Below are 23,257 nucleotides of genomic sequence, written 5' to 3'. Positions count from 1 at the left end.
TTGGGCTTTGATTTAGTTGCTCAATCTGCTGCTACCGAATGTGTTTCTTAGGAGTATTGCGTGTTTGAGGATACTTTGGCAATCACTAGCCAACTCTCCTCTAAAAGATTAGCCTTTCCAGGCACTAAGATGCGTTTCTCCTGGTATGAAGTAGGGGTGAAAAAAGACTGGTTTGGTGGTCGTATTTCCTCAACTATCACACTTTATGAAATCACCAAAACAAATGTCTTAACTACCGATCCTCAACACCAAACAGTTTCTATTCAAAGAGGGGAGCAACGCAGTCGCGGTGTAGAGTTGGATGTCATCGGTGAAATTTTACCAGGATGGAATGTGATTGCATCGTACGCTTATACTGACGCCATAATCAGCAGCGATCGCAATTTTGCTGAAGGGAATCGCCTTGCAAGTGTACGGTACACCAACTAAAGCTGTTGTACGGTACAACAGCTTTAGTTTGTGGACAACCTACCGAATCCTTAAAGGAGATTTGCAGGGGCTGAGTTTTGGTGCTGGGGTTCCACTTTATTAGGCAAGCTTGACGGCACAAAAACAATCACCTAATCAACGGAAACTATCACATCTGAAGCTTTGATGATAGCGTAAGCTTGTTTTCCTTCTTGGAGTCCTAGCGTTTCTGCTGAAGTTTTTGTGATGACTGCAGTGACCTCTACTCCTGGGGCAATTTCTATGCTGACTTCGTCGTTAACAGCTCCGGTGATAATTTTTTTGACAGTGCCTTTGAAAGCATTACGAGCACTAATTTCCATATTCTGACACTCCCTGGTTGTTTTTTGATTTACTAATACTATCAACAACCTTTTGTGTGTCTATCACCTTTAGGTAGGATGCTTTTGTGATACTGAGGTGAAAAAATCTTGATTAACCCCCTCATTAGTGTAAACCGAATCTTTTTTCGTGATATCTGCAAGAAAATTCTTTTTGGTTTTATGTCAAAATGAATATTGTTTAGAATTTTACCAGGTAAATAAGCTATTCACCAGTATTATTGGTAAATGAGTAGAATAAAAACTATAAGGTAAGCAGTACAGTAATGGCTAAGTTGAGTCCTAAATGAGTCACTTTTCAGTCGGTCGGTCAAATACATATTTTCAGAAGACCTAGCAGCGTTTCTGGGCTAATTTGAAGGAGTTTATCAGGGTTAGTTTAGGGACGTTGATTCTAGTAAGTAGGATATGTCATTCTTTAATGACTTAATCACAAACTTCATCAGCAACTGACCAACAACAATCGAACATATTTCTCACGCTATTTTACAGGAACTTCAAGAATTATGACAACTTCAAATAGAGAGTCTGAAATCAACAAAAAAGAAGAAGAGTGGCGTGAAGAGTTGACGCCGGAACAGTTTTGTGTGCTGCGTCAACATGCGACAGAACGTCCTCACACTAGCCCACTGAATAAGCAGTATGCTAAAGGCACGTATGTGTGTGCTGGGTGCGGACAGCCATTGTTTACATCTGGAACAAAATTTGACAGTGGGACTGGCTGGCCTAGTTTCTTTCACCCAATTGAAGGTGCAATTGGCACAACCGTAGACAAGTCATTATTTATGACCAGAGTGGAAGTGCATTGCAGTCGCTGCAAAGGGCATCTAGGTCATGTGTTTGACGACGGTCCTGCACCCACTGGCAAACGCTACTGCATCAACGGTGTCTCTCTTAAGTTTATTCCAGACTGATATCGAGCGATCACCGTATCCCTTACGGGACGCTTTGCGCTTAGGTGGGCACTTCGTGCCATCGCACGGAATTTGAACAGTTGCTCAAGGACGGCAAAAGGCAACGGTTTTCTTTCGGTAAGGCTATGCTGCACAATATGTAGCGGGTCAGACGTGGGGCAACTAAGCCGGATTAAGCTAAAGTCATAGATGCGGCAGTATCGGAACTTAATCCGTATTGCCGCATTAATTTTGTCATTTCAATCAAACGTCATCTATCTAAAAGTAGATTCAAATGTTAAGACTTTATGTAAACATAAAAATATTTGGGTAAAAATACTCAATTTTTGTCCCCCTACTTTATGCATAAGGATTTGCATCTATGCAGTCTTCTGAACGTCGTCGAATATTGGTTGTGGATGATTTTGCCCTCAATGTATCTTTGCTTCAAACTGCTCTAGAAGCAGAGGGCTTTGACGTTGATACCGCAACCAATGGCAATTTAGCTTTGGCTAAGATAGAGGCTTCACCACCTGATTTAGTGTTACTAGATGTCATGATGCCTGGGATGAACGGTTATGAGTTAACTCGGTGTATCCGCCAGAATGATAAGTTACCCTTTATTCCCATTTTGCTCGTTACTGGTTGTGAAGAGGCTAGTGTCAGCAAAGAACTAGATATAGGATCTAATGATTTTATCCGCAAGCCGATCAATCTTGATAGATTACTGGCAAGAATTAACGCTTGTTGGAGCTAAAAAACAAGGAACCAGCGCAGTGTGTTGCCTGTGCTTTTTTCTTTATGATAATTTTAATAACAAAATCTTTTTTTTTTGACAAAAGTTCTAAATAAATTGTTAATGTAGCAATCCGATTTGATTTGTGATAATTAGCGCCAGATTCCCGACTTCTTAAAGAAGTCGAGAATCTTATTGTTCATGTTTAAAGTAGCGTGCCCGTAGGGCTTATAATTTAGGATTGCTATAGTTTCATTTACGTGGCCGACGATGCAGCCATTTAAATGGGTAGATAGAGCGAACACCTTCAAACCGAGTAACATCAAAGGGCAATAGAACCGTAAAAGTACTACCTTTACCTAATTCACTTTGCACATTTAAGCTACCGTGGTGTGCTTGAACAATTGCCAAAGAAATTGCCAACCCTAGTCCAGAACCGCCAGTGCTACGAGAGCGAGCCTCCTAAGGGAGGAGCTTCGCTAACGCTATTCACTCTATAAAAACGGTCAAAAATCCGAGTCAGCTCCTTTTGTGGAATGCCAATACCTGTATCTTGAACCTCAATCACAGCATAATGGTCAGTGCGGTCTAAGATAACTGCCACTTTCCCAAATTGTGGCGTGTATTGAATCGCATTGATAATTAAGTTAGAAACCAGACGATAAAGCTGCTCAGAATTACCGACAATATTCAGAGGTTGATGGACTCGTATTGAAGATGTTAGCGTCACATGAGAGGCGATCGCCATTGCTGCAAATTCTTCTACTAAATCGCTGATAATATCATTCAAGCAACATTCGCGTCGCATTGGCACTCTTTGTCTGTCTAGGCGAGCTAAGAGCAACAAATCAGCAACCAAAGTCGTGAGTCGCTGATTTTGACGCTGTATAGTTTGCAGAATGTCCCGCGCTTCTGTTTCATCCAGTTGCGGTATCATCAGTGCTGATTCCACCGTTGCTTGTGATGCAGCTAAAGGTGTCCGTAACTCGTGTGCCACATCCGCTGTAAATTGTTGAATTTGTCTGTAGGATTGGTAAATCGGTTGCATTGCTAATCCTGCTAACCACCAACTAGCAACACCTACCAAACCCATTGCTATTGGTAATCCCAAGGCTAAAATCAATTTCACAGCATTCAGATAAGCATTGAAGTCTTCGAGGCTTCGCCCTACCTGGATGTACCCCCAATCGCGATTGTCTTGGGTGTGTAGCATAAAGGAAATTTGGTGATAAAGCTTACCTTTGTTGTCTTTGAGGGTTTGCCAAAGTTTCTTGCTCAAAACTGGGGAAAGCCCTTCTGGATAGGAACCTGCTATGGCAATCAAGCGTCCTGTATTATCGAAAAAGCGTACATAATAACAATACCTCTGCCAATTTACGAGGGTTCAACGCCTGTAGAAACGGTATGAATACGTCCTAAAGAAGTAAGCTTGGCAAAAATCTGGGTTAATAAAATAGGCTCAGGCATTTCCGGAAGCATTTTTAAGATTTCATGGACATATCGAAAACCACTCTGGGTAAGCCTTAAGGTCAATAATGCCGGAGCCGGGATTAAGGAGACGAAAATCTAAGAGTTGATGATGGGACAAATTGACCATAAAGAATGCTAGATTAACAGCATTAGTTACAGCAGTTTGGCTTAAGTTCATGAAATCTTCCAGTCCCCAAAACTGCTTGGCATCTCGAAAATTGAATTCGATTTGAAACCGCAGTTTGTAATAGTCGATTATTTTCTCAAATGACAACTCTAGGTCACTAGAAAATAGAATTACATGGCTACGAGCATTAGTTTTAAGATTGGTTTTGACTAAAATAACTACATTCAGTGTTTGAGCAAATTCCTTGTGGAGTAAAGTAGCTTGGTAAATGTCAGTTTGGAGTTCATCCTCAATAGTACTTTTACATAAGTACTTCGCAGGTATGTTATGGTAGTCAATTTTATCTCCATATTTACGACGAGAGCGACAATTGGGGTCAGGGTTTTGATAAGGTATATATAATGCCGAATCGTAGCGGAGCTTGGAAATTATGTGCAAGTTTACTTGGCGAGCCATCTGCAAGGCATTATTGTTTCCAAAATGACCATCTAATACTAAGTAGGTAAGGGGAATAAAATCACCTAATAACTTGCAGTAATTCTGCCATACCAAAAGGCTTTACTAAGTAGTCATCTGCACCTGCATCTAAACCAGCAACTTTATCTTCCATGCTGTCTTTTGCTGTCAGCATCAAGACAGGCAAAGGATTTTTTTGGTAGCGTAGCTTTTTGCATAACTCTAATCCTGACATTCCTGGTAGCATCCAATCGAATATAGCTAAAGTGTATTGCGTCCAGCTATTTTCTAAGTATGCCCATGCATCAGTACCATCAATTACCCAGTCAACTAAATACTTCTGCTGGGTAAGAGTTCGCTTAATAGCAGCACCCAAATCTGGTTCATCCTCGACTAGCAGCACTCTCATAGAATCATAAACCGTAACTTGAAATCAAGGTAACAAGCTGTTTTTGTTTGTATAAGCTTATGAAAGCATTCAATCTCTTGCAAAAGTCAAAGAAATGAAAATTAAACCACAGATGGACACAGATGGACACAGATGAATAACTAGTGTTAATCGGTGTGCATCTGTGGTTCATTATTTCTTTGGTGTACCTTACAAGGGTTGCAAACGGCTATAATCGCTGTGCATCTGTTGTTTTAAATTTATATTAATCATACTTTTACAAAAAATCTATTTTATGATTGGAGATAGTTATTGATTAAAATTAAAAAGTCCATTTACCTTTTCACCTTTAACATCGGCAGTCACTTTCACCTGATATTGACCAGTTGCTTTTTCAGATAGTAAACCTGTGTAATGTTTATCTTTTGCATCATAGGTAAAAGGAACGGTCTTTTCTGTCCCATCAGGTAACTGAACTTGAGCCGTCACTTTGGCATCAGGTATTGCTTCATGATTGTCTCCTCTTTGCAAATAGAAATCCATATGAGTTCTATTAGCTTCTTTTTCAGGGACAAACTCTAAATGGTAAGCTCCCGTTTCTACAATTTGACCTCCATGAGATTCACCATGCTGTCCCTCGGTTTTAGCAGCAGGTGACGCTGAAGGAGTTGAGGCTGAGGACTGAGTACTTGAGCTAGAACTCACTGGATTGTTTTCTGTATTAGCTGCTTGATTACCATTACTACAAGCACCTAAGAAAAGCAGCCCGACACTTCCTAGAACAATTAAGTTAGATTTGAATGAATTCATTGATTGACTCCTCATTTTAAATTATTAAAATTTAGAAAAACTATGGAAAATGATGCTAATAAATTACTGTTCCACTACTGCTCTAACTGCCTTACCATTATCTACAACTGCTGTAGCCCGTTTTGGCAGCAATTTTTTTCCAAACTGAGCATACAACGCAGGTAAAACGACCAGCATTAAGGCTGTAGAAGTGAACAAACCACCTAACACTACTATCGAAAGTGGTTGCAGAATTTCCTTTCCAGGACCACTCTCAACAACCAAGGGTGCTAATCCTAAAGCTGAGGTAAAAGCTGTCATCAAAATCGCATTCAGACGTTCCATCGACCCTTTAATTAAGACTTCTTTCAAAGGCATTCCGTCAGCAAATTTGCTGTTGTAATTATCCACCAACAGCAATCCATTACGGGTAGCAACTCCAAATAGGGTGACAAAGCCAACCAAAGAAGCAATAGAAATCACGCCACCAGTCAAAGCCACAGAAAAAACTCCCCCCACCAATGCCAAAGGTAAGTTAATCATAATCATGGCGGTAGAAGGAATGGATTTGACTGAAAGGTACATGATGACAGTGATGACGACAAAGGCAATGACACTGAAAATTAGGATATTGTGAGTTGCTCTTTCTTGCGCCTCAAATTGACCCGCATACTGAATATAGTAACCAGAAGGTGGATGTACCTCTTGATTGACTTTGTCTCGAATTTCATTGACGATAGAGCGTAAATCTCTACCGCTAGCGTTTGCAGAAACAACAATCAAACGAGAAACATTTTCTCTGTTGATAGTGTTAGGACCAGTACCGTTTTCAATTGTGGCAACTTGTGCTAAAGGAATCTTTTGACTGGTAGGAGTATCAACTAATAAATTGCGAATCGCATCCAGGTTTTGACGTGCATCTGATTTTAACCATACAACTAAATCAAAAGTTTGTTGATTCTCCAAAACTTGCGAAACAACTCGTCCATTGAGGGCAGTTTCAATCATTTCAGACAGTTTTCCTACTGTCAAACCGTATCGAGATGCAGCAGGACGGTTAAATTTAATTTGAATCTGTTCAATTGGGACTTGGGGTTCAAGTTGCAAATCTACAATGCCATTAACGGTTTTCATCACCTCATTAACTTGACTCCCGATGGTGCGGAGTTGTTCTAAGTCTGGACCGAAAATTTTGACGGCGATCGCACTCCTAACTCCAGATAATACCTCATCCATCCGGTGAGAAATAAAACCCCCAATATTTGGTGCTACTCCTGGTAATTTGTTAAATTCCTCCCGCAACTTCTCAATAGTTCCCTCCCTATCTTTCAGTCCTTTTTCACTTAACTCGATATCCAAGTGTGCTGAATTCACCCCTGCTGCATCCGCATCACCTGGCGCACGTCCAGAACGTAATTGCACATAGGGAAATCTGGAGTCATTTTTCAGTGCATCTTGAAGTGCAAAACCTGCGCTATTCGTAGCTTCAAGCGACACACCTGGATATAGTGTCAATGTATTTACTAAAGTTTGCTCCTCAAACTCTGGTAAAAACACTCTCCCAAAAGAGGGAAAAATCACAGTAGCTGCCACTAAGCTGGCAACAGCTACAGCTAAAATAATTCCACAATGGCGCAGTGAGAATTTTAACAGAGGGTGATAAAGCCGCTTAAAAAATCTTGCTACCCAAGGTTCGGTTTCTGGTAAGTTACCATAAGGCAATAAGATTGCACATAAAGCTGGAGTCACAGTTAATGCCGTCATACTAGAAGCAATCACTGCTGCCATATAACCTAACCCCATAGGGATAAAAATGCTACCTTCTACGCCAGTCAAAGCAAAAACTGGAGAGAAGACAACTATAGTAATGATGGTAGCTCCAAAAACTGAATCCCGTACCTCCTGACAACCATCAAATACAACATCTAAAACTGGGCGTGGATTAGGTGAGTGTTTATTTTCTCGCAGGTTACGATAGACATTTTCAGCATCAACGATCGCATCATCAACCGCAGAACCAATGGCGACTGCTAACCCTCCCAAAGTCATTGTATTTAAACCTTGTCCTAACCAATTGAGTAGTAGTACTCCAATCAGCAAAGATAAAGGGAGGGCGGTTAAACAAATAGCCAGGTTACGCCAATTCATTAGAAATGGTATCAGAATAAGAGCAACAATAATGCTGCCTTCAACTAAAGCCTCCCTAACATTTTCAATAGAAAAATCAATATAACTTTCTTGCCGGAATGTAGCAGTCACTTTAATATCTTTTGGTAAGCCTGCTTTCACTTCTTCCATCGCTGCTTCTATGGCACGAGTGACAGTGGGAGTATCCGCTTGAGGTTGTTTATTAATGAAGACAATAATTGCCTTTTGACCGTTAAAACTGCCGTCACCTCGTTTGATAGCTGCACCAATTTGCACATCAGCAATATCTGATATTTTGATAGGCGTACCATTGCGAGCAGTAATCACTGATTGCTGCAATTCTTCGATAGATTCAATCCGCCCAATACCCCGAATTAATTTTTCTCGGTCAGGAGTGATTAAATAACCACCAGGAGCATTGACATTAGCAGCAGATGTCGCTTCTACTATGTCGTTTAAAGTGACATTAAAGGCTTTTAACTTCTCTGGATCAACTAATACTTGATATTGACGAACATCACCGCCATAAGCTATAACCTGACTCACACCAGGAACAGCTAATATGCGATTTTTCACTTACCAATCAACTATACGCCGTACTTCCATTAAAGGAGTACTTTCAGAAGTAAAAGCGTATTGTAATACAGTACCGATGGGGGAAGTGGTAGGAGAAATTTGCGGCGTTTCTACCGCTTCAGGCAGTTTACTTTGAGCTTGTTGTAATCGCTCTGTTACTAATTGGCGAGCTTGATAGATATCGGTTCCCCAGTTAAAAATGACTTTAACAACCGAGAGTCCCGATGCACTTGAAGAGCGTACCACTGTCACTCCAGGAGTCCCATTAATGGAACTTTCAATTGGCAAAGTTACTAGAGATTCTACTTCTTCAGGGGCAAGTCCGGGAGCTTCGGTTTGAATTTCGACTTGCGGTGGTGCAAAACTGGGGAAAACATCCAAGGGCATTTGGATAATTGTGTGAAATATCCAAAACGTGACGACAATTGCACCAAGGATGACTAGCCAACGGCGAGCGATCGCCCATTTAATAATGGCACTAAGCATTTTTATCGATAGTCTTTATTTTTGATGAGTCACTTTTGACTTGTGAAGGGTGCGGTGGTTGTCATCCCATGCAGGTGACTCTGCTGAAGATTCTTCTGTTAAGAAGGAAAGCTCTGTTGATGGTTGAGGTTTTGGACGACGACCTGCTATGAAAGCACCAGCCATGAAAGCTACAGTGGCGATTGCGCAAAGCGCAGTGCAATCATGCAATCGCAGCTCCTCCCCCTACTCCAACTAGCCACAGTGGTACTGGCAAGCTGGGCGTTTTAGTCTCCGCCTGTGAGGGAGCTTCCGTATGTTCGTTGTCTTTTTGCTTGCTACCACCACGCAAACTTTGGGCATAAAGTTGAGTAGCACGCTGGGTAACTATCATGTCGCCCTCGAATAAACCAGTTTTGACCTCCACCATATCCCCAGAGGTTTGACCTAGGGTGACTTCAACAGGCTGGTAAGCATTACCATTTTGCACGTAAACCTGTTTCTTGCCATTTGCTTCCACAACAGCCGAACTAGGAATAGTCAAAATAGCTGTCGATGTTTGGTCTGTCAGGACTTCTAGCTCCGCAAACATCCCTGGCTTGAGAACTCCACCAGGGTTATCTATTTCAGCTTTCACAGGCACAACCCGCGTTTCACCTTCCACCACCGGCCCAATAACGGCGACTCGTCCGGTAAAGGTACGCTCAGGCATAGAAGCAACTTTAAGACTTACCCTTTGACCATTCCTGATCTTGTTTAAATCTTTTTCATAGATGTTTGCAGTGGCAAAAACTTTATTGTCATTAACAATAGTCATTAGCTTACCACCCGCATCCTCGAAAGATTGCCCTAAAGTGACTTCCCTGTCAGCAACCTTACCAGCAATGGGAGCCGTCACCGCAGGCTTGCGAGTGTGCCAGAAACACAACGAATGACTGTGAGTGGTTGGGAACGCAGAGAGTTAGGCATCGCGCTTCAAAAGTCCTTGATTACTGGAGGAAAGGAGTTGCAATTACTAGTGGGCGCTCTTGATGCACACACCTCCTAGTTTTGCACTCACAAATGAAATTAGGATGAAATCGCGCTTCTTACTTGTTGTACCAAGCTTGTCGCCACTGCTTCATTTGGTTAATCTCTGTTTGCTGAGAACTGATAATACTTTGAGCCAGTTTCTTGATTTCAGGTCGCTTGGACTTACTCAATGCATCTTGCGCCATTGTTACCGCTCCTTCATGGTGGGGAATCATTGCATTAATGAAGCGCAAGTCAAACTCGGCATCAGCAGCCCCTAAGTCCATGTCCATTCGCATAGCTTTAGACTGCTCAGGAGACATTGCCATCGTGTGATTCATCTGAGCATGCCAAGCCGTTGGTGTACTAGGCGCTTTAGGATACCATGCTGTGCGCCACTGTTTCAACTCAGCAATTTCTTTGTTTTGAGCTTTGATGATTTCTGAAGCCAGCTTTTTGATTTCAGGACGTTTTGATTTCTGCTGGGCTTCTTTTGCCATCTCCACAGCACCTTGATGGTGCGGAGTCATCGCATCAATGAACCGCAAATCATAATCAGCATCAGCTGGACCTAAATCCATTGCCATGTTGTGATTCATATCACTACCATGATGCATACCACCACCGTGGTTCATCTGCTGCTTGTCACTTGCCTCGGTTGCAGTGGCGTTTGGGGCTTGAGTTTGGTTTTGGGAAGCAGTTGTAGAACAGCCTGTAAGGGATGCGATCGCTACAAAGGTAAACGCAAAAAATCCAGTTTTCCAAGAAATAGGTTGCATAGACTTGACATTCATTTAAGACTTACCAAGAAGTGTTCTTCGACTATTGTGAACTCTCTAGTCAACTAGAGTGTCAAGTGTCATGTCCTATCAGAGGAGTTGACTGCTATACAAGGCGATGGGCAAATGCGACCCACTCGTCTAATCGTTCACAATCAACGACCTTGAATCCTGCCTCTGTTAGAGCCGTGTCAACATTGTCCTTATGATCGGCGGTAAAACCAGATGTAATCAGCACTCCGGCGTGTGCATCAGTTTGACGCAGCCCGCGCTGGAAGTCCTCAGCCAGAGCAATATGCATCCGTGCCAAAATATTCGCGACGATGAGGTCAAAAGCCTTTCTTGGCGGGATTGTTGGCACATTGCCAATGGTGTCTCCGCCCATCCAATGTCCCAGGTTGCTTCCACATCCCAGGCTGCCTTTCATGACCTTTACCTGCGGCTGTACCCCGTTACGACATACAGCGTCCTGGGTGGCTTGTACAGCCATACTATCGTTATCCAGCGCTAAAACGTTTGCCCCAAGCTTTGCCATCGCAACACTCAAAATACCTGAACCTGATCCAAGGTCAAGGACATTCATCCCCGGGGCTATGTAGCGCTCAAGCAGTTGAAGGCTGAGAATGGTTACTGGGTGTAAACCGCTGCCAAAGGAGAGGCTTGTCTTCAGTCTCAAGGTGACTTCGTCTGCTGTCTGGGATTGATAAGGTGCATCAGGAGTAAGCACAATAAACCGCTTCCCAATCCGATGCACTCTGGAGTTGAGCCCGTCTGCGTCTGTAGGTCTCTCCTCAACCACAGTAGTCTGTATCGCAGTCGCTAGTCCAGTACGGTGCAAAGGCGAGAGCAGATTAACGATTTTTTCTACACGTGCCCTCGACTGAGTATCGTAGGGTAGATATAAGTGAATCGTGAATGTCCACCGGGGGTGTGCGACATCCTGATCTACTGGGTGAGGGAGGTTAGGTTCGCCATATTCTATGATATTAATATCATTAATATCGATAGTCTCAGCAAGCAGCGTACAGACCCAATCAATAGCCTCGTGTGTTGTATTGAGACTCAACTCTATCCACGGCATATTTTCTTCCTCTAGCGTAGCTGCATGGCTGTAAAATAAACATTGACTGCACGGTGAAGCATACCGATGGCAGACAGCCTCTTCATCCTACCAGTTCCCCTCTACAGGGTAATCAGTATTGCTGTTCTAGCAGGTGCGTTGCTGACTCCGGCTGCTCATCTTTTGCAGTTACCAGTTATCAGTTACCAGTTACCAGTTTTTAGCGGGAGTCCGTAGACCCCCATCAAAGATGGTACGTTTCACTTGGGGTCTAAATCCCCAATTTGTACCTGGTCACTGTTCACTGTTCACTGGTCACTGTTTTAAGCTTTTATAGATTTGCTGAGAAAGATTTGGGGATCGATATTGAAGTGCGCTATAGTGACTCGACTGAATTAGCGATCGCCCTGCCTTTGACTTACTTAGTGGTGCGGACGGTGGGTGTGGGCAAAGAACAGTTGTTTTCCTTGGTATCGCGTCCGCGCACGCTTGCAGTTTTGTTAAACAGTATGGCCTTGGCTGTGGCAAGCACTTTATTTTCCGCTGCGATCGCAGTGCCACTGGCGTTTCTCACAGTGCGGACCGATCTACCCTGGCGGCGATTTTGGCTGATTGCTACCACGTTACTTCTGGCAGTGCCTGACTATCTGGGTAGTTTTGCCCTAGTTGGTTCAGGTAGTGGCATTGGTTTGACTGTGGTTGTCTGGCTCATCTTCGGGAAAAGTTTGACGCTCATTCCCGTAGATATTCTTGCAATTGTTGCCGGAGGTTTCCTGCTAGCATTTGGGCAGAAGTGGACACGGTCAGTGGTCAAGTACTACAGCGGTATTCCCAAGAAGCGTGGAGACGACGAAGAAGAAAGGCTGGAAGCAGAACTGGCAAAGGACGGCAATCAATCTGGCTGGAACTGCTTTGCTGTCGTCACCACATTCAAGGGTGCGCTATTGGATAGTGTGGAGGTGGCGATCGCAGTCGTCACGTTGGGTGCTACGGGAGGCAAATGGATAGAAGCCATTGGTGGTGCTTCGGTTGCAGCAGTTGGCTTGGTTGTGCTTGCATTCTTGTTCAGAACCCCACTTAATCAAGTGCCTGTCAAGCCAATGAAATTTGTAGCTGCAATGCTGCTGATGGGATTTGGCATTTACTGGCTGTGTGAAGGATTGAATGTGGAGTTGCCAGGTGACAACTGGGCGATTATCTGGTTACCGCTGGCTTGGGGTTCTTTCATGGCTATTGCTGCTGCACTCCTCCGCTGGCGGGTTGGGTTGCACAAACCCGAGGAAATTGTTAGTTAGGTTGCATCTGTGGCTACAAACTCTTGAGGAATTGACATCATCCCACACTATAGCGTCACCGCTTCATTAAAACCGGAAAAATCTGCCAGCCTCATTACTAATTGGTTGGTGAGCGCGCCAACGATCTGGGCGCTAAGATGCCCCAAACGTGGATTTTTCTAAAAAAATGAGTATTTATACATGGGCGATTTTTCCGGAGGCTGGCAGATTTTTCAATCGTTGTGACCCAACCCCTTCTCAAGAGCGGAGACGCTGCGCACATGAAGGAGCCTGCGCTTTGCGCTTACGGGGGATTCAAAATTACGCATTATAAATTCAAAATTGAACAGAAATGTTGAGCGCAGTCCCTACCCATAATCTTTTGATTTGGGTAGGGTAAGCGAAACGCTCCCGTCGTGATAAAATACTATTGGTACGGCAAAACGAAAAATCGTAGAGGCACGACCAACGTTCTATATATAAATATAAGTAAAAAGCAATTATACAGATTACTAAATAAAGCTTTTTACTGGAGTGATCGAGAGCAAAAGTTCTCTCGACACGCTGAGGACGCCAGCTATTCTGGTAACGCTATGCATTGTGTAGCGAAAGAATCCCCAAGTATAAGCTTGCTTTAGTTGGGGTGCGTTCAAATCCCCACGAAGCGCGTTGGGGGCTTGAAACTGGGGGGAGAAATATTTTCAACTCCACCTCCCGGCGTTTCCACTCCCTGCTTTCAACCTTTTACGGAAATATTGACGATACAACTCGTAGCGTGGCATCGCATGATTGTTTTGCAACTCTACTAGTCCCAAGTCATATAATTTTACCGCGTCATCCAAATTTAATTGCGAGTTGAATTCTAGTGGTGCATCTGCTAACATTATCATTTGAAACGCTTGATTCAATTGCAAGTTAGATTGTAATTGCTGCCATAGTCGTTCTAAATAGTTACGATAAATACTGGATGCAGTGGGGGCTGTTTGCAGAAGTTGTTCCAAAGACATTTCCTGCCCTGCGATGATCTGCAAAGCTTTCACTACTAGATAAGGATGCCCTCCTACCATCGCCATGAGCTGTTCAACTTGAGAATTATCCCATTGCAGCCCATACTTCAAAGCTAAATATTGCACCTCTTGGCGGTTGAAATCTTTCAACTTTATCTCATACCCCGCATTAAACGGCGACTGATTGATATTCAGGTGAGTGTAAACTTCAGTATGTAACTTCACCAATCGTAATTGTGCCCAAAGTTCGCTGGTTTTCGCTTCTTCATGCCAGGTTCGCAGCATACCCAGAAACTCTGCGGCAATTTCTTGATAGGGTAAAAGTCGGTCAACCTCATCTAAAGCGATCGCTAGAGGCTTATCTGCTGGTAACAAATATCTTTCAAAACATTTTCTGCACTTAATCTTGCTGTTGTGATGACTTCTCTTCCAGTATTTCTCTACTTGTTGGAGCAAGTCTAGTTCAAGGGCGATGCTGGTGATGAACCACTGCAAGAATTTATCCAGGTTGCTGAAATCTTCTTTGCTGGCATACCACAGGTTCAAAACCACTGTTCGGTATCCCTGTTGTTGAGCGTGATGCATGACTTTTGACATCAGCTCTGTTTTACCCATCTGCAAAGGCGCTTTGATTCTTAGTAGGGCACCTGGTTGGCATATCTGTTGGTAACAACGAATTTCGATGGGGAAGCGTTCCTGATACAGATCAATAGCTTTAATTGTTGCTTGTTTTTGAGGGGGTGACGGTTTGACAAACGTATTACTAATTGGAAGAGTACTTTTGTGCCATTGCCGTTGCAACGCTTGCCGAAAATTAGTCTTTTTTACTTGTTCTCCTAAGGCGTTTGAAAGTTTGTTCCATAAATCCTCACCAATTTCTTCAATTCGCCTGCGGCTAAGATGGTATTCCGAGGCGATCGCATTATAAGTCTTTCCTTCCCAAGAACCTCGCAACACCTGTACTTCACCATCGCTGAGGTGTTTTAAAGTTACTTCAAGTATTAAATTATTTACTAATGCAGATGCTTGTTCCCAAGTAAATTCTGATTGATAATACATAAAACCCTGCGTTAATGAAAACAGATAAAGTGACGAAGGTGGATTATAGTCTCAAATCCAACACTTTGTACTATGGGCTTTTAGCTGGTTGTCTAGAAATTAAATTCACAACTAAAGCAGGTGTTTCCAGACATCAAATTCTTTTGATGTCATTCGGTGTGTGAGAAAGCCGCATCTAAAAAGTAATGTTTCATACTTGATATTTAATATTTGTTCATGATTCCATCAACCGAGTCTCCGATGAAATGAAGGAAACCGAACTTATCCGGAATTTTTTCATGCTTATCATTCTCCACGTGATTTTCCCGTATTTATCAGGAAAACTATCTGCTTTGTGTCAAAAATACCTCCCGGATTTTATCAGGGGACTCATAAAAATTTATTCACTACAGTTGTTGATATCTCGAACAAAGCAGACTCAAACGAGAAATAACCTGAATAATCTCAACTATGGAGATATTGAAAATGTCAAAACGTTCACTTTACTCGCCAAAATCTAGCTACAGGAGATTACTACGTAATTATTCGGAGCAGACAGCTTGACTCAAATAAAGTTCAGTATCAAGTCGCTGTAGATGTACGGGTGTAGTCAATAGGCTTCTGTTGCGAAGAGTAGACTTCTTGCATAAGTAGTGAAGAGAAGGATGATAAGTACTATACCTATGCTCTCACTGAGTAGAGCATCGCCCTTTAAGCTTCAAGAATTTATAACGAAAGAAAGTCCCGTCCCATTCAGACGATCGCAATTCTCAGCCTGCGATCGCCTCTGGTAAAGAAAATCAGTCAGTCGCAAACCTACATGACGCTTTGTTTGTTTGGGACAGCGCAACTGATCGACTTCTAAAGAAGTAAGGCGACAATTTCGATGCAATTTTCAACCAGCGATCGCCCCCAATGAGTTGAGACAGGGATAGGCGATCGCATCTAGGCAACAACCTCTTGCCTAAATGTCTAATTTTCACAGTGAAATCAACAACAACTAAGGAGAACAAAAATGGCTAGTCGGTCTGGAAGCGTTGCTATTATTTCCGTCGATAGAACTCAGTGCATTGTACTACTCAATGACCCATCAAACACAAGCCCTATTCCTACAATTGCCATACTTTGGAACAGCAATCAAGGCATTTCCTCTTCAGAGTTAATTCTGCGCAGTATGTGGCTTTCTCTGGCTACCAAATCACTGGAAGAGAAATTGCAAGTCAATATAGAGGTAGATGATAACTCAGGATTGGCTGTCTCTGTAGCTCTTACTTTTATCCAAGTAGCGGAAAGTAGTATTTCGCTGCCTACCACTGAGCAACAGAGAGCTGATTTAGTCCAGCAACTCTTAAATCAGCGAAAACAATCGTCAGTTGAGTCACCTAGTACTGTGCCCTAACAAATTCTCAATTCAGATCTTGCACCTTTGCAGATGGAAGCAAGATGCCTATCCCACAGGGGATTGATTTAACTGTGAGGTGGGCGTCCCACCTGCTACATAGGTTGGTGCAAGACGTGAGCTCAACAATTGAGTACTCCTAGCGTGGTTGCCGCTTCTGGTAATCGCTGTCTTGCTACGACCGAGTTCACCTAGGAATTTACTAACCGTTTCTATAACAATAGGATTTTCTTAACTGTTGCTAGCCCCTGTTCAATAACGATTCGGCGATAATTTCTCAGGGTGCGTTCACAGACATAGATCGTTCCATAAGGTGGAATATCAAAGGAGAAATATCATGGCGAGCGAAATTGAGCTTGTTGAGGCAGTATGTCCAAATCGATTAGCTTTGAACATTGGTGATCTTAAGATTCCCTACTGTAGCAACAAGTTCCCAGATCAACAAGATGCGACTGTACGACGTGCCGTGGTCGTCTTTCACGGGAATAGCCGGAATGCTACTGGTTATTATCAGTATGTGCTTGATGCTGCAACCACTGCGGGTAAATTGCACGAGACGATCATCCTCGCACCCCATTTTCTGGTTGAAGAAGATGTTAATCACCACAACCCCGGCAGCGATGTCCCTTTTTGGACAAATGGACTTAAGCGCATCATCGCAACACCTATTCCAGAAGGCAACAGTTTCGATGCGATTTTCAACCAGCGATCACCCCCAATGAGTCGAGACAGAGATAGGCGATCGCATCTAGGCAATAACCTCTTGCCAAAATGTCTAATTTTCACAGTGAAATTAACAACAACTAAGGAGATCCAAAAATGGCTTTTTTCACCATTAGTTACATTTCCGTTTCTAGAACTAATTGCGTAATTCTGTTTAATGGGGGGGGTATACCAGATGCTCCCTTCAACGGCGCTGTACTTTGGAATAGTAATCAGTCCCTTTCTTCTTCAGAGTTAGTTCTGCGAAGTATGTGGTTTTCTCTAGCTACCAAAGCAATCGAAGAGAAATGGCAAGTCGAAGTCGCTATAGATAGTGCAGGATTGGCTACTAATATAACGGTTTTGGATACCAACACAACGGGAAGTAGTATTTCGCTGCCTACCACTGAGCATAAAAAGGCGACGTGAAAGTTTTAATGCCAATATCGTAAGTATATGGGTTGAATTACAAGGAGAAAATACGATAGGAAGTGCTAGTCAGGGACTCCGTAAATCTGATTTTGAATTAGGCTCCGAGATCGCCTCGGAGAGGGCATTTTTAAATGTAATCATTGCAGCGAAAGTATCTTCACCATTATTCCACTTTGCACATGAGTTAGGACACAATTTGGGATTTGGACATGATAAGGATGCTTCACAACCAGATCAGAATCCGATTTTTCCCTATGCGCATGGATATGTTGATACTAGCGTGCCTTTTAGAACGATTATGGCTTACAACGACGCATGTCAGCAAGCTGGCTTTGAAAACTGTTCACGAATACCCTTTTACTCTAGCGCTGATCCTAATATTCAATTCAATGGTAGACCAGTTGGGGAGGACCTTGCAGACAATGCAAGAGTATCAAAGGTTACGATCCCTTTTGTGGCAAGCTACCGCACTCAACCTATCGATCCTATCGATCCTCTAGCTCTTCAAGCCTGCGTATCATTGCTGCTACTCCAGAGCGATCGCCGCACCCAAGCTATTCCATCAACCGTTGTGAAACACTATGCTGGTGCAATTCAGGCAGGCACTACAACCACCGGATCAATAGAACTGGCTGCACCCGCTCCACCTGAAGGAAAGATTATAAGATTCACTAGCAGTGACTCAACGCTGGTTAGAATTCCAAATGTAACCGTTCCTGCTGGAGAGACCACCGCCACCTTCCCCATCCAGATTGCTGATAATGCGGCAAACGCTACTGTCACCCTGACTGCGACCAGCGACTTCACAAAGCAGACTAGTCTTAGCATTCCAGCCAGAACACCTCAAACCCTCTTACTAGGAACAAAAGCAGGCTTTAATGCCGATGTGCTAGGCATAGCTACTAACGGCAGGTATGTCTACGCTACCCACTACTACTCGAAAATTGAGAACCCTAATGAGTCCTTTGATAAAGGTGAGTTGGTAGTTATTGATAGTACAACTTTCCAAGAAGTTCCAAACACTCGTATTTCAGTGAGCTACCAACCACGAAGTGTAGCAGTCAATCCGCTCACCCAGAGGCTCTATGTCCTCAACCGTGGTGAGCCTAACCCTGAACCTGATCATCAAGGCTCTAGCCTCTCTATTATCGAAATCAACCCAACTGATGCCAGTAAGCTGAGGGAAATTACCCGACTGAAGTTAGGAATAGGACAGATTGATGTCATTGTTAACACGCAGACGAACCGCGTTTATGTCACCGACAACTTAGGTAAGAGAATTCGCGTTATCAATGGCGCAACAAATCAGGAATTGCAATCGATTCAACTCCCATCCAGACCCTTGGGCATTACAGTGGATGAGAAAACCAATACTCTCTATGTCGCAATGCTTGATCGCAACGCCAATCCCATTGTCAATGCGATCGCAATTGTCAAAATTACGGGCGAGACGGGCGATCAAACTCAAACTCAAATTGAAACCATTCCCATCCACGAAGATCCTGAAAATCCCGATCCCACTCGTCCAACTCAACCTGTAGACGTAGCGTTCAATCCAGACCTCAACCACCTGTATGTGGCGAACTTGGGTGGAGGAGGAATTCCTCCGTGCGTTACAGTGATTAATCTCGCCACTCGTGAGGTGACTACAGTCAAAACCATTGCCGGAGCTAGGGCGATCGCTGTCAACCCCCAACTCAATCAAGTCTATATTGGCACAGATGCCGGGGTACAAATTATGGATGGGGTCACAAACACGATTGTGAGTACTATCCCCAAAAATGCACCCTGGGGTATTGCTATCAACCCGACTACAAACCAAATCTATGCGGGCAGTGCGACTGAAGGCACTATCATGCAGCTTGCAGCACCAGATTTAAGCATCATTACGCAATGGACTTAAGCGCATAATCGCAGCACCTATTCCAGAAGGCGATCGCCCCTCCACAAATTTAGGTTGTGTTGTAAAAAATTGAGAAGCACTATATGCAGGGTTGAAGTATAGGTATTACAACCATCTAGCTAGCGTTTGGTTATAATTTTTGCAACACAGCCTTGACCTGACCTGACTTTCCACATCCCGTGAAAAGTCAGGATGGTGATAATCCCAAATGGCATAAGTTTGGAGCAATTGAGCCGATTCCAGACACAACGGTAGTCGCTAAGGCATTGACCTCTGATGGATTGATAGAAGCAACGTTCGAGAGAGAGCGAATCAATTGAGACCGCGCGATCGCCCTGGATCGGTCATCAAAATGATGAGGAGCGATCGTGTCTGCGTGTAGAACGAAATTTATAAGAAATCGAGTGAGCCAAAACCACCGAGACTAAGGCTTGCAGCACGGCGAAAGCCTTAGTCGTACTTCAGGCGGTGGATGTAGGCGAACGGTCAGCCCCTGAAGGGGCTTTGACTTTTGGTTCGGGAAGCGAATCTATCCATTCATCTACGAGACTACTGATAGTTCTATCTAGTTGAGCAGACAATAAGAGTAGCTTATGATGCCTACGGTCAGTTAAAAGGCAGTTTAATCTTTTTTTCTTCATTATGTACTTACAAACGTTTCATGTTTATGTTAGCATGAATTCAATTAGTTAAATAAAGGAGGTGATAACGCAGTGCTGGTTTTGGAGTACAAAGTGAAAGGTAAACAACAGCAATATCGAGCTATTGACGAGGCTATTAGGACTATTCAATTCATCCGAAACAAGGCTATTAAATATTGGATGGATGCGCCTCGTGAATCCAAAATTGACAAAATAGCCTTGAACAACTACTCTACGGCACTGCGTAAAGAATTTGGATTTGTTAAAGAATTAAACTCAATGGCTTGTCAGGCTGCAACTGAAAGAGCATGGCTTTCGATAAGTCGATTCTATGATAATTGCAAGTCTAAAAAGCCGGGTAATAAAGGCTTTCCAAAGTTTCAAAAAGATAACCGTTCAGTTGAATACAAAACTTCAGGATGGTCATTGCATCCTACAAAACGACGTATCACCTTTACAGATAAAAAAGGTATTGGCGAAGTCAAGCTACTAGGGAAGTGGGACATTCACACCTATCCTGTCAAGTCAATCAAACGAGTTCGGTTAGTTCGGAAAGCTGACGGTTACTATTGTCAATTTGCAGTTGACATTCAAGTTAAAATTGAGCCTAGAACAGGTAACGGTGAAATCGGTTTAGATGTGGGTCTTGAGTTTTTCTACTCTGATTCCAACGGACATCACGAAGAAAATCCAAGGTTTTTAAGGAAAGCCGAGAAAGCCATTAAACACGCTCAACGTCAAATATACAAGAAAGAAAAAGGTAAAAACCAACGACGAATAGCGCGAGCCGGATATGCCAAGAAACATTTAAGAGTAAGTAGGCAACGGAATGAACACGCTAAGAGAGTAGCGCGTAACGTATGCAAGCTTAACAGCTTAGTCGCCTATGTAGACGCGAAGCGGCGTGCCGCAGGCTAGACTTAAATGTCAAAGGTATGGTAAAGAATCATTGTCTTGCTAAGTCCATCAATGATGTAGCTTGGACTCTATTTCGTCGTTGGTTAGAATATTTTGCTCAAAAGTTCAAAACTAGTATTGTCCCCGTCCATCCACATCACACATCTCAAATTTGTAGTAATTGTGGTGTCATTGTTAAGAAAACATTGTCAACCCGTACTCATGCTTGCAAATGTGGTTGTGTGCTGCAAAGGGATGTAAACGCGGCAAGAAACATTTTGGATAGAGCAAAATCAACTAGGGATGGGCAATCCCGAAGTAACGCTACAGGACTAGCGACCTCTGTGCTACTTGGTGCAAACCTGGTAGAGCAAGTAACTAGGAAGAATGTAGAATCCCCTAGCCTTTAGGCAGGGGAGTGTCAATAATATTGTTTTATCAGAAGGTGCTTATTGTTTCCAAGCTCAAGCTGAATTGCAGTCATTACGCTAATTTATCTGTCGCCGGGTAATGGAAGTGCAAGACTACGAGTCATTAAAAAGTAGCTAAAAACAAAAAAGAAACTAAGCTTGTTCCCCTACCAGGGATTGCCAACACTTTGATTACAGATATCGTTGGAGTTATGCAGTTGGTTTATAAGTACTTTTTCCCTTTACTGGGCGCTTCTTTAAAATATAAATATGAGTCATAAGTGCCAACGTAAATTACCCCGCATAGTTTTTGTTTTCCCGATAGTGCTGCTCACACTCCTTACAACAGGGTGCGAGCAAGCTATTGAATATTTGCCACCTTTGCCTCAACTGCCAACAGGCAAACCCCAAAAGCCCCCAGTTCTTACACAAACTCAGGCAACGTCCAAAATTGAGGCAGCAGTTAGGCAAGGTATTAACAAAGAGCGTGTTAAATATGGACTGAAACCCTTACAAAATAACGACAAGCTAGCGCAGGTTGCCCGAAGATACAGTCGGCAGATGGCTGCACAAAACTTCTTTAGCCACACCGGGGCAGATGGGAGTACCCTTGACAAGCGAGTACAGGCTGGAGGCATTTCTTACTGGGTGGTGGGTGAGAATCTATTCACAAGTACGAATATTCCTCAACCTGTACCAGCAGCGGTGGAGGGTTGGATGAAAAGCCCAGGACATCGCGAGAATATTCTGCGTCCTGTTTTTCGGGAGACTGGTGTAGGAGTTTGGCGAACTGGTAATACTTATTACATTACACAGTTGTTTCTGCGGCGTTAGTGATATTTTAGAAATGTCTGACGCCACAGGATGCAGGAAAAATGGTCAAGAAAGTTGTCTGACAATTGGGCTGATGCTACAGAACAATTTACTATTCGCCGTCAGCCGGATGCTGATGCCTTGATGGAACTCAGCAACAACTCTTTTCCGTTGTCTCGCGGATTACTGATTGAGTTTTTGTTGAGAGAATCCTTTGCTAAATTCATGCATAAACTATTTCCCAACCGCTTCTCACCTTCGTTGTTTGAACTGGTCTTTGACAGCACTCTTTCCTATACAGAAATTTTGAATTCACATCAAGGTTGGATATCCAAGGTGAAAAAATCCAATGAGAAGTTTTTGGCAGCTTTGTAGACCGATTACTCCTTCTTCCTTGGATATCGAGGAATGCAGGGATTTCCCCAGCAAACTTGCCCTGACGGTATGTCATTAAAAACACTGCTACGAGCGCCAATCACGGCATTAGCCCCAATTTGCACTCCCAGTCCAATGAAGCAATCTGCGGCAATCCATGCTCCATTACCAATGGTGATACTCGCCGTTTTCAACCCAAAGGCTGGGTCTTGGATGTCATGGCTACCAGTACATAGGTAACTTTTTTGAGAAATGACGCAGTGTCCACCGATGTGGATCTGGTCTAGGCTGTATAAAACGACATCATCTCCAATCCAACTGTAATCACCAATTGTGACTTTCCAAGGGTAGGTGAAGCGGGCAGTCGGTCGAATTAATACACCTTTGCCGATAGAAGCACCAAACAGCCGCAGCAGGGCGCAGCGCAAATTATTAAACGGGTGAGGAGTCAGGGGAAAGGCGATCGCCTGTACAAACCACCATAACAAAATATACCAACCCGGGCGTCCTCGGTCAAACCAGGATTGGTCATACTTACGTAAATCTACAAAAGGTTCGTCATTAGTCATTAGTCATTAGTCATTAGTCATTAGTCATTAGTCAAAAATTATTCTCCCCTGCTCTGCCTCATCTCCCTCATCTCCCTCATCTCCCTCATCTCCCTCATCTCCCTCATCTCC

Annotated in this window: 19 protein-coding genes and 7 pseudogenes; 15 read left to right on the top strand and 11 right to left on the bottom strand. The window is 43.3% G+C overall.

Translation table 11 applies throughout. The features are described 5' to 3' along the window. The first annotated feature begins 60 nt into the window (after nucleotides 1–60). Entirely contained in the window at nucleotides 61–429 is a 369-nt protein-coding gene (locus ACM0OZ_RS42865) for a TonB-dependent receptor domain-containing protein (RefSeq protein ID WP_414588974.1), read from the top strand. A 131-nt stretch (nucleotides 430–560) separates the two neighbouring features. Here ACM0OZ_RS42865 and ACM0OZ_RS42860 read toward each other — a convergent pair whose 3' ends face one another. Beyond that, nucleotides 561–770: a TOBE domain-containing protein gene (locus ACM0OZ_RS42860; protein ID WP_073633481.1), complete on the bottom strand. Its 210-nt coding sequence runs from the start codon at nucleotides 768–770 to the stop codon at nucleotides 561–563. 467 nt (nucleotides 771–1,237) lie between these two features. Here ACM0OZ_RS42860 and msrB point away from each other — a divergent pair, with 467 nt between their 5' ends. Together msrB and ACM0OZ_RS42850 are read left to right on the top strand one after the other, a co-directional pair. Continuing rightward, complete coding sequence (gene msrB / locus ACM0OZ_RS42855; RefSeq protein ID WP_414588975.1) at nucleotides 1,238–1,702, top strand: peptide-methionine (R)-S-oxide reductase MsrB; 465 nt, start codon at nucleotides 1,238–1,240, stop codon at nucleotides 1,700–1,702. A gap of 361 nt (nucleotides 1,703–2,063) precedes the next feature. Further along, nucleotides 2,064–2,438 carry a response regulator gene (locus ACM0OZ_RS42850; RefSeq protein ID WP_073633483.1) on the top strand — a complete coding sequence of 125 codons (375 nt, stop codon included), beginning with the start codon at nucleotides 2,064–2,066 and terminating at the stop codon, nucleotides 2,436–2,438. Nucleotides 2,439–2,669: 231 nt separating this feature from the next. Here ACM0OZ_RS42850 and rppB read toward each other — a convergent pair. From rppB to ACM0OZ_RS42820, 6 genes and pseudogenes are all read right to left on the bottom strand, one after another. Next, nucleotides 2,670–3,774 (bottom strand): annotated as a pseudogene (gene rppB / locus ACM0OZ_RS42845) (two-component system sensor histidine kinase RppB); the annotation flags it as partial. A 17-nt stretch (nucleotides 3,775–3,791) separates the two neighbouring features. Next, a pseudogene (locus tag ACM0OZ_RS42840) lies at nucleotides 3,792–4,545 on the bottom strand (transposase); the annotation flags it as partial. After that, a pseudogene (locus tag ACM0OZ_RS42835) lies at nucleotides 4,535–4,879 on the bottom strand (response regulator); the annotation flags it as partial. The pseudogenes ACM0OZ_RS42840 and ACM0OZ_RS42835, both read right to left, overlap by 11 nt. 288 nt (nucleotides 4,880–5,167) lie before the next feature. Continuing rightward, a complete protein-coding gene (locus ACM0OZ_RS42830) occupies nucleotides 5,168–5,668 on the bottom strand; it encodes a hypothetical protein (protein ID WP_414588972.1) in 501 nt (166 codons plus the stop codon). A 63-nt stretch (nucleotides 5,669–5,731) separates the two neighbouring features. Continuing rightward, a pseudogene (locus tag ACM0OZ_RS42825) lies at nucleotides 5,732–8,857 on the bottom strand (efflux RND transporter permease subunit). A 15-nt stretch (nucleotides 8,858–8,872) separates the two neighbouring features. Next, nucleotides 8,873–9,734, bottom strand: a pseudogene (locus tag ACM0OZ_RS42820) (efflux RND transporter periplasmic adaptor subunit); the annotation flags it as partial. A 15-nt stretch (nucleotides 9,735–9,749) separates the two neighbouring features. Here ACM0OZ_RS42820 and ACM0OZ_RS42815 point away from each other — a divergent pair. Further along, nucleotides 9,750–9,884 (top strand): hypothetical protein, encoded by a 135-nt coding sequence (locus ACM0OZ_RS42815; protein ID WP_414588971.1) that lies wholly within the window; start codon nucleotides 9,750–9,752, stop codon nucleotides 9,882–9,884. A gap of 40 nt (nucleotides 9,885–9,924) precedes the next feature. Here the strand turns inward: ACM0OZ_RS42815 and ACM0OZ_RS42810 are convergent, their stop codons facing one another. Both ACM0OZ_RS42810 and ACM0OZ_RS42805 read right to left on the bottom strand, forming a co-directional pair. Then, a complete protein-coding gene (locus ACM0OZ_RS42810; protein ID WP_414588970.1) occupies nucleotides 9,925–10,641 on the bottom strand; it encodes a DUF305 domain-containing protein in 717 nt (238 codons plus the stop codon). Nucleotides 10,642–10,732: 91 nt separating this feature from the next. Then, nucleotides 10,733–11,707: a 50S ribosomal protein L11 methyltransferase gene (locus tag ACM0OZ_RS42805; protein ID WP_414588969.1), complete on the bottom strand. Its 975-nt coding sequence runs from the start codon at nucleotides 11,705–11,707 to the stop codon at nucleotides 10,733–10,735. 66 nt (nucleotides 11,708–11,773) lie between these two features. On the opposite strand from ACM0OZ_RS42805, the gene ACM0OZ_RS42800 reads away from it, so the two are divergent. Both ACM0OZ_RS42800 and ACM0OZ_RS42795 read left to right on the top strand, forming a co-directional pair. Then, on the top strand, nucleotides 11,774–11,923 hold the full coding sequence (locus ACM0OZ_RS42800) for a hypothetical protein (protein WP_414588968.1): 150 nt from the start codon (nucleotides 11,774–11,776) through the stop codon (nucleotides 11,921–11,923). A 116-nt stretch (nucleotides 11,924–12,039) separates the two neighbouring features. Continuing rightward, nucleotides 12,040–12,981 carry a hypothetical protein gene (locus tag ACM0OZ_RS42795; RefSeq protein ID WP_414588967.1) on the top strand — a complete coding sequence of 314 codons (942 nt, stop codon included), beginning with the start codon at nucleotides 12,040–12,042 and terminating at the stop codon, nucleotides 12,979–12,981. Between the two features lie 680 nt (nucleotides 12,982–13,661). Here ACM0OZ_RS42795 and ACM0OZ_RS42790 read toward each other — a convergent pair. Next, nucleotides 13,662–15,026, bottom strand: a complete 1,365-nt coding sequence (locus ACM0OZ_RS42790) for an AAA-like domain-containing protein (RefSeq protein WP_414588966.1) — start codon at nucleotides 15,024–15,026, stop codon at nucleotides 13,662–13,664. A gap of 994 nt (nucleotides 15,027–16,020) precedes the next feature. Here ACM0OZ_RS42790 and ACM0OZ_RS42785 point away from each other — a divergent pair. From ACM0OZ_RS42785 to ACM0OZ_RS42745, 9 genes and pseudogenes are all read left to right on the top strand, one after another. After that, nucleotides 16,021–16,404, top strand: a complete 384-nt coding sequence (locus tag ACM0OZ_RS42785; protein ID WP_414588965.1) for a hypothetical protein — start codon at nucleotides 16,021–16,023, stop codon at nucleotides 16,402–16,404. A gap of 337 nt (nucleotides 16,405–16,741) precedes the next feature. Continuing rightward, the gene (locus tag ACM0OZ_RS42780) at nucleotides 16,742–17,275 is read left to right on the top strand and encodes a hypothetical protein (RefSeq protein ID WP_414588964.1); all 534 of its coding nucleotides are present in this window, start codon (nucleotides 16,742–16,744) and stop codon (nucleotides 17,273–17,275) included. Nucleotides 17,276–17,376: 101 nt separating this feature from the next. Then, nucleotides 17,377–17,535, top strand: coding sequence for a hypothetical protein (locus ACM0OZ_RS42775; RefSeq protein ID WP_414588963.1), 159 nt, complete (start codon nucleotides 17,377–17,379; stop codon nucleotides 17,533–17,535). Next, nucleotides 17,474–17,872 (top strand): annotated as a pseudogene (locus ACM0OZ_RS42770) (M12 family metallo-peptidase); the annotation flags it as partial. The gene ACM0OZ_RS42775 and the pseudogene ACM0OZ_RS42770, both read left to right, overlap by 62 nt. A 120-nt stretch (nucleotides 17,873–17,992) precedes the next feature. Continuing rightward, nucleotides 17,993–19,441, top strand: a complete 1,449-nt coding sequence (locus ACM0OZ_RS42765; RefSeq protein WP_414588962.1) for a hypothetical protein — start codon at nucleotides 17,993–17,995, stop codon at nucleotides 19,439–19,441. A gap of 179 nt (nucleotides 19,442–19,620) precedes the next feature. Then, nucleotides 19,621–19,761: a hypothetical protein gene (locus ACM0OZ_RS42760; RefSeq protein WP_414588961.1), complete on the top strand. Its 141-nt coding sequence runs from the start codon at nucleotides 19,621–19,623 to the stop codon at nucleotides 19,759–19,761. Nucleotides 19,762–20,154: 393 nt separating this feature from the next. Beyond that, nucleotides 20,155–21,389, top strand: a pseudogene (locus ACM0OZ_RS42755) (RNA-guided endonuclease InsQ/TnpB family protein). Nucleotides 21,390–21,659: 270 nt separating this feature from the next. Next, entirely contained in the window at nucleotides 21,660–22,223 is a 564-nt protein-coding gene (locus tag ACM0OZ_RS42750; protein ID WP_414588960.1) for a CAP domain-containing protein, read from the top strand. Between the two features lie 54 nt (nucleotides 22,224–22,277). Next, nucleotides 22,278–22,577 (top strand): hypothetical protein, encoded by a 300-nt coding sequence (locus tag ACM0OZ_RS42745; RefSeq protein WP_414588959.1) that lies wholly within the window; start codon nucleotides 22,278–22,280, stop codon nucleotides 22,575–22,577. Between the two features lie 5 nt (nucleotides 22,578–22,582). On the opposite strand, the gene hpsU is transcribed toward ACM0OZ_RS42745, so the two are convergent. Continuing rightward, nucleotides 22,583–23,146 (bottom strand): hormogonium polysaccharide biosynthesis acetyltransferase HpsU, encoded by a 564-nt coding sequence (hpsU, locus tag ACM0OZ_RS42740; RefSeq protein ID WP_414588958.1) that lies wholly within the window; start codon nucleotides 23,144–23,146, stop codon nucleotides 22,583–22,585. Nucleotides 23,147–23,257: the final 111 nt, after the last annotated feature.

This window comes from Scytonema sp. PCC 10023 (assembly GCF_963920835.1).
Lineage (GTDB): Bacteria > Cyanobacteriota > Cyanobacteriia > Cyanobacteriales > Nostocaceae > Kalymmatonema.
Note: the sequence above shows the minus strand (reverse complement) of the source record. Positions and strands in the feature narration are given on the sequence as shown.